Below are 8,019 nucleotides of genomic sequence, written 5' to 3'. Positions count from 1 at the left end.
GCGCTTTGGTGGCATCCATGAATATCGACTGGGAGAAGCTCCGCCACAAGTAACGGAGCTAACAGGAGACCAGCAGATCATTTTGGAGGTATTGGGTGAGCGCTATCGGCAAATTTATTCCTAAATCAGGTGCGGAATGTCGGATTTATCCTTGATCGCGATAGATGAAGAAGCGCTTACCGAGCAAGATGTGACGGATCTCTTTTATAGCTACCATACACTTCGCCAACACAATCCCAAGTTCTTGACCGTATTGGCGCAAGGGCTGCAGCAATCAGGGCTGGCCAGCGATATTACACTTTATGCGCTATTAAAGACGGGCAATGATTAATGCAGGTGGAATATTGATTATCTCTATTATGGTTGAACCAGTACTCCATTTATCTATGACGGACAGATGTGATTCTGAAAGTGTTAATCAATGGCACTGTTATTGATTGCTTGGAAATTGATCAGATTGAGAGGTTGCTGTCGATAGTTGTATGGCCTCGCATATCTGCTCCACCGCGTTGAGGGCGCGGGGGGTGAAACGGTGCAGTTCATCGGCGTTGATGAGGGCGAGCCGTTGGTGTTTGACGGCGTCCAGCATGGGCCACTGCCGCCAGTGATCCAGCACGGAAGGATCCCGGCCGCCAGCCAGGATGAGCCCGGGATTGGCCTTGATCACCTGCTCCAGCCCGACCTGGGGGTAGGCTGCTCCCGTCGTCGCCATGATGTTGCGTCCGCCGCAGAGGGTGATGGCCTGCCCCGGCCAGGTCGAATTATTGACGCTGGTGAGCGGCGGGTACCAGAGCTGATAGAAGACAGACAGGGGCTTGGGCTCGCCGTAGCGCGCAGCCAGGGCGTCGATCCGGGTCAGATAGGCGCGGGCTTGCTCGTCGGCCCTGGACGTGAGCCCGAGAAGGTGCCCCAGGCTGCGCATCTCGGTAGCCAGGGAGGCAAAGTCGGTGGGCTCCGAGTAGAAGACGGGAATTCCGAGGCGCTCGACCGGGCCCAGCATGCGGGCCTGGGCGGAGCGCCAGGCCACTACCAGATCCGGCTTCTGGGCCAGCAGCGCCTCGAGGTTGATGCTGCGATAGTTGGCCACCCTGGGGAGGTTGGCCACGTCGACGGGGTAATCGGAGGCATCGTCGGTGGCGACCACGCGATCCCCGGCGCCGATATCGAACAGCAGTTCCGTCAGATGGGGAGTGAGGCTCACGATGCGCTGCGGCGGGGTGGCCATGGCGCACAGTGAGGTGCCCAGCAGGCAGACAAACAGGCCCAGGGCACGAAGGGAAACGCGATCAGCCATGATTGAGCTCCATCCATGTCAGGAGTAGCGAGAGCCCGAGCCAGCCCCAGCCGGTCAGTTGCAGACGCTGCAGCAGGCGCAGGGGCAGGTTGGCATCGGGTTCGCTCCCCTCATCAAATACCGGAAAGCGCACCAGCTGGCCCTGATAGTAGCGGGGGCCGCCGAGTCGGCTGCCTGTCGCCCGGGCCAGCAGCGCGAGCAGGACCCCCATGGCGGGATGGGGCCAATGCAACGCAGGTCGCACTCTGTTGCCCAGCCCGCGCACCTGGGTCAGGCACAGGGGGAGCGCCAGCAGCAGGATGGCAGGGGCGCAGAAACCCTGATAGAGCGCCGCAGCAGGGCGGCCGAAGTGGACGAACGCGTTCTGCTTGGGGTTCCACGCCAGATGGGTCAACTGGGCGAGCCGCACCAGCAGGGCACCCTGTACCCCGGCCAGGGCGAAGCCCAGCAGGGGGGCGGCCCACTGGCCGACGAGGCGCAGTACGCAGGTCTCGCTCACCGCCTTGTTCAACCCCATCACCGAGAGCTTGCCGGTTTCCCGCTTGAGCCAGGGGGCGACCTGCAGCCTCGCCACGACCAGCGTCTCCTGGGTCGCCAGGGCGCAGCTACCTCGGGCGAGTTCCCGCAAGGGGCGGGATTCGAGCATCAGCAGCAGGAACAGGAGGTCGAACAGGGGCTCGGACAGGGAGAGATTGCGCACCGCCCAGAGACCGGCAGCGCAGGGCACCCAGACCACCAGCAGGGCAAGGAGCCCGGCCTGGCTCTGCTGGCGCGGTGTGCCGTCGGGGCGATAGACCTTCTGGCCGAGGCGGGTGAGCAGAGGCACGGCTGCGCCGGGTCGAAAGCGTACGGGCCAGGGCAGCAGGGCCTCCAGCAGGGCGGCCCCCACCATGATGCCCGCCGTCGTGGAGGCGAGGGCGGTCATCAGGACATCCCAGGAGGGGGCGTCGATCACAGCTTGCCGAGCAGCGCGATGATCACTTCGGCGGAGTGTTGACCCGCCACCTCGATGAAGGCATCGAAGGATTCCACCTGCTCCTTGCCGGCGATGTCCGACATGGCCCGTACCACCAGATAGGGCACCTTGAACATGTGGCACACCTGGCCGATGGCGGCCCCTTCCATCTCCACCGCCAGCATCTGCGGGAAGTCGGCACGGGCTTTCGCGATGGCGTCCGGCTTGCACATGAACTGATCGCCGGTGCAGATGAGCCCGACCTTGGTCTGGTGCTTGCCTTGCTCGGCAATGCAGGCCTGTGCCAGGGCGATGAGTTTTTCGTCGCAGGGGAAGGCGGCGGGCTGCTGGGCCATCTGGCCCATTTCGTAACCGAAGGCGGTCACGTCCACGTCGTGGAAGCGCATCTCGCTCGCGATGACCACGTCACCGATGTGCAGATCCTGGGCGAAGCCGCCGGCAGAACCGGTGTTGATGACGCAATCGGGGGCGAATTTCTCCAGCAGCAGGCTGGTGGCGACGCTGGCGGCGACCTTGCCGATGCCGGAGCGGGTCAGGATCACCTCTTTACCGGCCAGCTTGCCCTGATAGAACTCGCAGCCGCCCAGTTGCAGGGTGGTGGGCTCGCTCAGCTGGCTGCGCAGGAGGGCTACTTCCTGCTCCATGGCGCCGATAATACCTACTTTCATCATCTACCTCGTCTCGATGGCCGCTGGGCCGAAAAAGTTGGCGGGGATGATAGCAAAACTTGGCGGTGGCGCCGAGCATTCCTATGGGGCTGGCGGGGCATCTCCTGCGTCAGTGGTAGTGCTGGACAAGGGTGGCCGGCTCGCCGCGCTCTGCAAGCCGTTGCAGTGTGCTGGCGAACAGGGCCAGCCGCTCGGGAAGCGCTTTGTGGGAAACTACGGAGTGCACGGGGGGCCGACGCGTTATCCCAGCGCGGTATCCAGGGTCATCATCAGGGCAAAGCCGACCATGAGGCCCAGGGTGGCGTGGGTCTGGTGGCCGTTGCGGTGGGTCTCGGGGATCACCTCGTGGGAGACCACGAACAGCATGGCGCCGGCCGCGAGCCCCAGACCAATGGGGTAGGCGATGGCCATGCCGCTGGCAAGCCCCACCCCGAGCAGGGCCCCGAGCGGTTCCAGCAGGCCGCTGGCGATGGCCACCAGCACGGCCAGCGGAGGACGAAAACCGGCGGCGCACATGGCGAGCGCCACCGCCAGCCCCTCGGGAATGTCCTGCAGGGCGATGGCGGTGGTGAGCGGCAGACCGACGGCCATGTCACCCTGGGAGAAGCTGACCCCGATGGCCATGCCCTCCGGCAGGTTGTGCAGGGCGATGGCGAACACGAACAGCCAGACCCGGGAGCAGCTCTCGTGGCCGGGACCGCAGGGCCCCGTCTTGTCGTGCTCATGGGGGGTGAACTGATCCAGCCCCAGCATCAGCAGGACGCCGAGAGCCATGCCCGTCACCACCACGGCGGCGGCGAGGAAGCCGTCGCCTGTGATCCCCTCCGCGGCCTCGAGGCCCGGCAGCAACAGGGAGAAGGCGCTGGCGGACAGCATCATGCCGGCGGCAAAACCCAGCATGGCGTCTTCCACCCGTTGGGGAACGGCCCGCAGGAACAGGGCCGGCAGGGCGCCGAGCGCCGTGGCGGCAAAGCCGGCGGCACCGCCGATGAGGCCATAGCGCATGCCGGCGGTGATGTCACCGGCCGCCAGCACGACCAGACTCTGCACCAGGAGCAGCAGCACGGCGACCAGGGCGAGCAGCAGCCCCAGGGCGATGAGGGGGCGATCTGCTATCTGCTCGCGCAGTTGGACAGACCAGGAAGGGGAGAGGGTCGATACGTTGTCCATGGGGCCTCTGAAGACAGGAATGGGGAGAGACGAGCGGCCATTACATAACCTGGCCCCTGCTTTGTCCATGACGGCGGACCGATTGTGGCAATCGGCTCAAGTTTTGCGTCGAGCTGGTCGCTCCTGTGCTGGCAGCCTCGTGGCGGGCACCAGGCCCGGCGTGGGGCGAGCGGGAAGCAAGGGATCCCCTCTCTTCGCTCCCATCGTCATTTCCCGTCAGGAGTCTCGGGTCACCGCTTACACGGATGTGATCATTGTGTCACTGCACATCTGCAGTCGAGGATCACCAGCCAACATGTCTTACAAGCATCTCTCCATCGGCAAGAAGATTGCCGCCGTCTTTGCGGTCATTGCCGTCATCAACGCCGTCTTCGGCCTGTTTCTCGCCACCGAACTGCGGGACATTCGGGATCGGGTATTGAACTTCACCGACTCCACCCTGCCAAGCGTGCTCTCGGTGGACAACCTGCTCTACGACGTCTCCTATGTGCGCCGTGCCCAGTTTGCCCTGCTGATGGTGGAAGATGCCGTCGACAGGCAGGTTCGTCGCGCCCGCATCCAGGAGAGCCTGGGCAAGGTGCAACAGGTCATGGATGCCTACGAGGCAACCGTGGGGGCCGAGCATGAACGACAGGCCTTCAACCGCGTCAAGCAGCAGTGGCTGCAATATCTGGGGGCCGTCAACCAGGTGGATGCCCTGTTGTTCCAGGGCAGCAGGGATGAGGCCAGGGAGGCGCTGTTTCGCTCGAACGGACTCTACACAGAGCTGGAGCTGGCGGTGCGTGCCCTGGTGAAGGTGAATCTTGGCTTTGTGGAAGAGAACCGTGGCAGCCTGCTTGGCAGCGTCACCATGGTGATGACCTTTGCCGTGGTGAGCATCGCGACCCTGCTGATCTTCATGGGGGTCATGACCTGGTTCCTCACCCGCCAGATCTGCCTGCCCCTGCAAGCCGTGGTGGCCCAGGCCAATGCCATCGCCCTGGGGGATCTGACCCATCGGCTGGATCGCCAGCACATCGGGCAGGACGAACTGGGGATGCTGGCCAGCGCCTCCCTCAAGATGCAGGACAACCTGCGTGGGCTCATCGAGGAGGTGGCCGCCGCCGTGACCCAGCTGGGGGCCGCCATCGAGGAGGTGAGCGCGGTCTCCGAGCAATCATCCCAGGGGATCCAGAGTCAGCAGCAGGAGATAGCCCAGGTCGCCACCGCCATGGCCCAGATGAAGGCAACGGTAGCAGATGTGGCGGGCAACACCGAGGTGGCCTCGGAGTCGGCAAGCTCTGCCAATGCCCTGGCTCGTCGCGGCAGTCAGGATGTGCAGGGGGCCCTGGATGCCATCACCCAGGTGGCTGGTGAGATGGAGCAGGCGGGCAACCTGGTGAGTGAACTGGAGAAAGAGTCCGCCCAGATCAACCTGGTGGTGGATGTCATTCGCGGCATTGCCGACCAGACCAACCTGTTGGCACTCAATGCCGCCATCGAGGCGGCCCGTGCCGGTGAGCAGGGGTGCGGCTTTGCGGTGGTGGCCGACGAGGTGCGCACCCTGGCGGGGCGTACCCAGGCCTCCACCGGCGAAATCGTCGCCATCATCGAGACCCTGCAGGCCCGTGCCAACCGGGCGAAGTCGGTGACCGGCCAGAGTTGCGAGATGATCCGCCAGTGCGTGAGCCAGAGCGAACGCACCAGCGCGGGTATTCGTCAGATTGAAGAGGCGGTGGCCCAGATAGCCGACATGGCGATCCAGATTGCCAGTGCCTGTGGCGAGCAGGATGCGGTCTCCGATGAGCTGGGCCGCAACGTGGCGCGCATCAACGACTCCTCCAACGAGGTCGCGACCGGCGCGGATCACACCGCCAAAGCCTGTCTGGAGCTGAGCCAGCTGGCGGCGGGTCTGCGCCAGAGCATGGGGCGCTTCCGCCTGGCCTGACGGTGGCCGCAGCCAATGAAAACGGGGCCCAGGGCCCCGTTGTTTTTCTCACCGCCAGGCGGCGTGGGCTCAGGCACCCAGGCCGTTACCGGCGTCTTTCTTGGCAATCAGCTCAATCTTGTAACCGTCCGGGTCTTCCACGAAGGCGATGACGGTGGTGCCGCCCTTCACCGGACCCGGTTCTCGGGTGATCTTGGCGCCGGCGGCGCGCAGCGCCTCGCAGGTGGCATAGATGTCGTCCGCTTCCAGGGCGATGTGACCATAGGCGGAACCGAGCTCGTACTCGCTCACCCCCCAGTTGTAGGTGAGCTCGATGACGGCTTCATCCTTCTCGTCGCCGTAGCCGACGAAGGCCAGGGTGTACTTGTATTCGCTGTTCTCGCTCTTGCGCAGCAGTGTCATGCCCAGCACTCGGGTGTAGAAGTCGATGGAACGTTGCAGATCGCCGACGCGCAACATGGTATGCAGAATTCTCATTGCTCAATTCTCCGGGTTGGTGGATTGGTACTGCCTTGAATCCATGGCCCGAGACCGGATCCACAGAGGCCTGCAGATCAACTCTCGGGATAGACCTTCTCTTTGTATTCGCACAAATCTTCGATGATGCAGGAGCCGCAGCGGGGCTTGCGGGCGAGACAGGTGTAGCGTCCGTGCAGGATCAGCCAGTGGTGCACGTCCAGCTTGAATTCGGCGGGGACCACCTTGAGCAGCTTCTCCTCCACCTGATCGACGTTCTTGGCCACCGCAAAGCCGGTGCGGTTGGAGACCCGGAAGATATGGGTGTCGACGGCGATGGTGGGCCAGCCGAAGGCGGTGTTGAGCACCACGTTGGCGGTCTTGCGGCCGACACCAGGCAGGGCCTCGAGGGCCTCGCGGTTCTCCGGCACTTCGCCACCGTGGCGCTCCAGCAGGATGGCGCAGGTCTTGATGACGTTCTCGGCCTTGGTGTTGAAGAGGCCAATGGTCTTGATGTACTCCTTGACCCCGTCCACCCCCAGTTCCAGCATGGCCTGGGGGGTGTTGGCCACCGGGTAGAGCTTGTCGGTGGCCTTGTTGACGCTCACGTCGGTGGCCTGGGCCGAGAGCAGCACGGCGATCAGCAGCTCGAAGGGCGTGGTGAAGTTGAGCTCGGTGGTGGGATGGGGGTTGTCATCGCGCAACCGCTCCAGGATCAGCCTGCGTTTCTGGTTGTTCATGACTCTCTCTTGTCTCAGAGCTGGGTAGTGCGGGCGCCCGCCGCCGGCACGGTGCAGTGGACCTTCTCGGCACTCTGCTTGCGGCCCATCCAGTCGTTGATGGCGTTTTTGCCGGCGATCATCAAACCGAGGCCGATGAAGCCGCCGGGGGGCAGGATCGCCAGCAGCAGGCTGGCGTCGGCGTGGAACAGCTCGACGCGCAATGACTTGGCCCAGTCACCCAGCAGCAGCTCGGCACCGTCAAACAGGGTGCCCATGCCGATGATCTCGCGAAGGCCCCCCAGTACCAGCAGCACCAGGGTAAAGCCCAGCCCCATCATGAAGCCGTCGAGGGCGGCAAGCAGGGGCGGGTTCTTGGAGGCATAGGCTTCGGCGCGGCCGATGATGACGCAGTTGGTGACGATGAGGGCGATGAAGATGCCGAGCGCCTGATAGAGGCCGTAGGTGTAGGCGTTCATCAACAGCTGCACGCTGGTCACCAGGGCCGCGATGATCATCACGTAGACCGGGATGCGGATATCCTTGGGCACCCAGTTGCGCACCAGGGAGACGGCGAGGTTGGAGCAGACCAGTACCACCATGGTGGCAAGGCCGAGCCCCAACGCATTGGTAAAGGTGGAGGAAACCGCCAGGGTGGGGCAGAGTCCCAGCACCTGCACCAGGGAGGGGTTGTTCTTCCACAGTCCCTGCAACATCAGCTCCTTGAGCTCTTCGCGGCGGCCACTTTCCCCGGCGGGTTGGCTGGCCGTGTCAATCACGTCGACTTGTTCCATAGCGTGTGCTCCGGC

General features: G+C 64.0%; 9 protein-coding genes. 2 read left to right on the top strand and 7 right to left on the bottom strand.

All coding sequences use genetic code 11. From position 1 onward, the window contains the following. Positions 1 to 136 precede the first annotated feature (136 nt). The gene (locus MUW49_RS06330) at positions 137 to 331 is read left to right on the top strand and encodes a hypothetical protein (RefSeq protein WP_244812536.1); all 195 of its coding nucleotides are present in this window, start codon (positions 137 to 139) and stop codon (positions 329 to 331) included. Positions 332 to 430: 99 nt separating this feature from the next. Here MUW49_RS06330 and MUW49_RS06325 read toward each other — a convergent pair whose 3' ends face one another. The 4 genes from MUW49_RS06325 to MUW49_RS06310 form a co-directional block, all read right to left on the bottom strand. Beyond that, positions 431 to 1,225 (bottom strand): cobalamin-binding protein, encoded by a 795-nt coding sequence (locus MUW49_RS06325; RefSeq protein WP_244812537.1) that lies wholly within the window; start codon positions 1,223 to 1,225, stop codon positions 431 to 433. 61 nt (positions 1,226 to 1,286) lie between these two features. Then, complete coding sequence (locus MUW49_RS06320) at positions 1,287 to 2,219, bottom strand: cobalamin biosynthesis protein (RefSeq protein ID WP_104453268.1); 933 nt, start codon at positions 2,217 to 2,219, stop codon at positions 1,287 to 1,289. Positions 2,220 to 2,245: 26 nt separating this feature from the next. Continuing rightward, complete coding sequence (gene mtnN / locus MUW49_RS06315) at positions 2,246 to 2,938, bottom strand: 5'-methylthioadenosine/S-adenosylhomocysteine nucleosidase (protein ID WP_010674306.1); 693 nt, start codon at positions 2,936 to 2,938, stop codon at positions 2,246 to 2,248. A 240-nt stretch (positions 2,939 to 3,178) separates the two neighbouring features. Next, positions 3,179 to 4,108 (bottom strand): ZIP family metal transporter, encoded by a 930-nt coding sequence (locus MUW49_RS06310; protein ID WP_200164866.1) that lies wholly within the window; start codon positions 4,106 to 4,108, stop codon positions 3,179 to 3,181. Between the two features lie 295 nt (positions 4,109 to 4,403). On the opposite strand from MUW49_RS06310, the gene MUW49_RS06305 reads away from it, so the two are divergent. Beyond that, on the top strand, positions 4,404 to 6,035 hold the full coding sequence (locus MUW49_RS06305; RefSeq protein WP_244812535.1) for a methyl-accepting chemotaxis protein: 1,632 nt from the start codon (positions 4,404 to 4,406) through the stop codon (positions 6,033 to 6,035). A 69-nt stretch (positions 6,036 to 6,104) separates the two neighbouring features. Here MUW49_RS06305 and gloA read toward each other — a convergent pair whose 3' ends face one another. The 3 genes from gloA to MUW49_RS06290 form a co-directional block, all read right to left on the bottom strand. After that, positions 6,105 to 6,512 carry a lactoylglutathione lyase gene (gloA, locus tag MUW49_RS06300; RefSeq protein WP_039038673.1) on the bottom strand — a complete coding sequence of 136 codons (408 nt, stop codon included), beginning with the start codon at positions 6,510 to 6,512 and terminating at the stop codon, positions 6,105 to 6,107. A 77-nt stretch (positions 6,513 to 6,589) separates the two neighbouring features. Further along, the gene (gene nth / locus MUW49_RS06295) at positions 6,590 to 7,231 is read right to left on the bottom strand and encodes an endonuclease III (protein WP_244812534.1); all 642 of its coding nucleotides are present in this window, start codon (positions 7,229 to 7,231) and stop codon (positions 6,590 to 6,592) included. A 14-nt stretch (positions 7,232 to 7,245) separates the two neighbouring features. Further along, the gene (locus MUW49_RS06290; protein ID WP_203762263.1) at positions 7,246 to 8,004 is read right to left on the bottom strand and encodes an electron transport complex subunit E; all 759 of its coding nucleotides are present in this window, start codon (positions 8,002 to 8,004) and stop codon (positions 7,246 to 7,248) included. Between the last annotated feature and the right edge of the window lie 15 nt (positions 8,005 to 8,019).

Origin of the sequence: Aeromonas sp. LsrichE-8G (assembly GCF_022869435.1) — a bacterium.
Classification (GTDB): Bacteria; Pseudomonadota; Gammaproteobacteria; order Enterobacterales; family Aeromonadaceae; genus Aeromonas; species Aeromonas caviae.
This window is presented reverse-complemented; position numbering and strand designations above follow the sequence as displayed.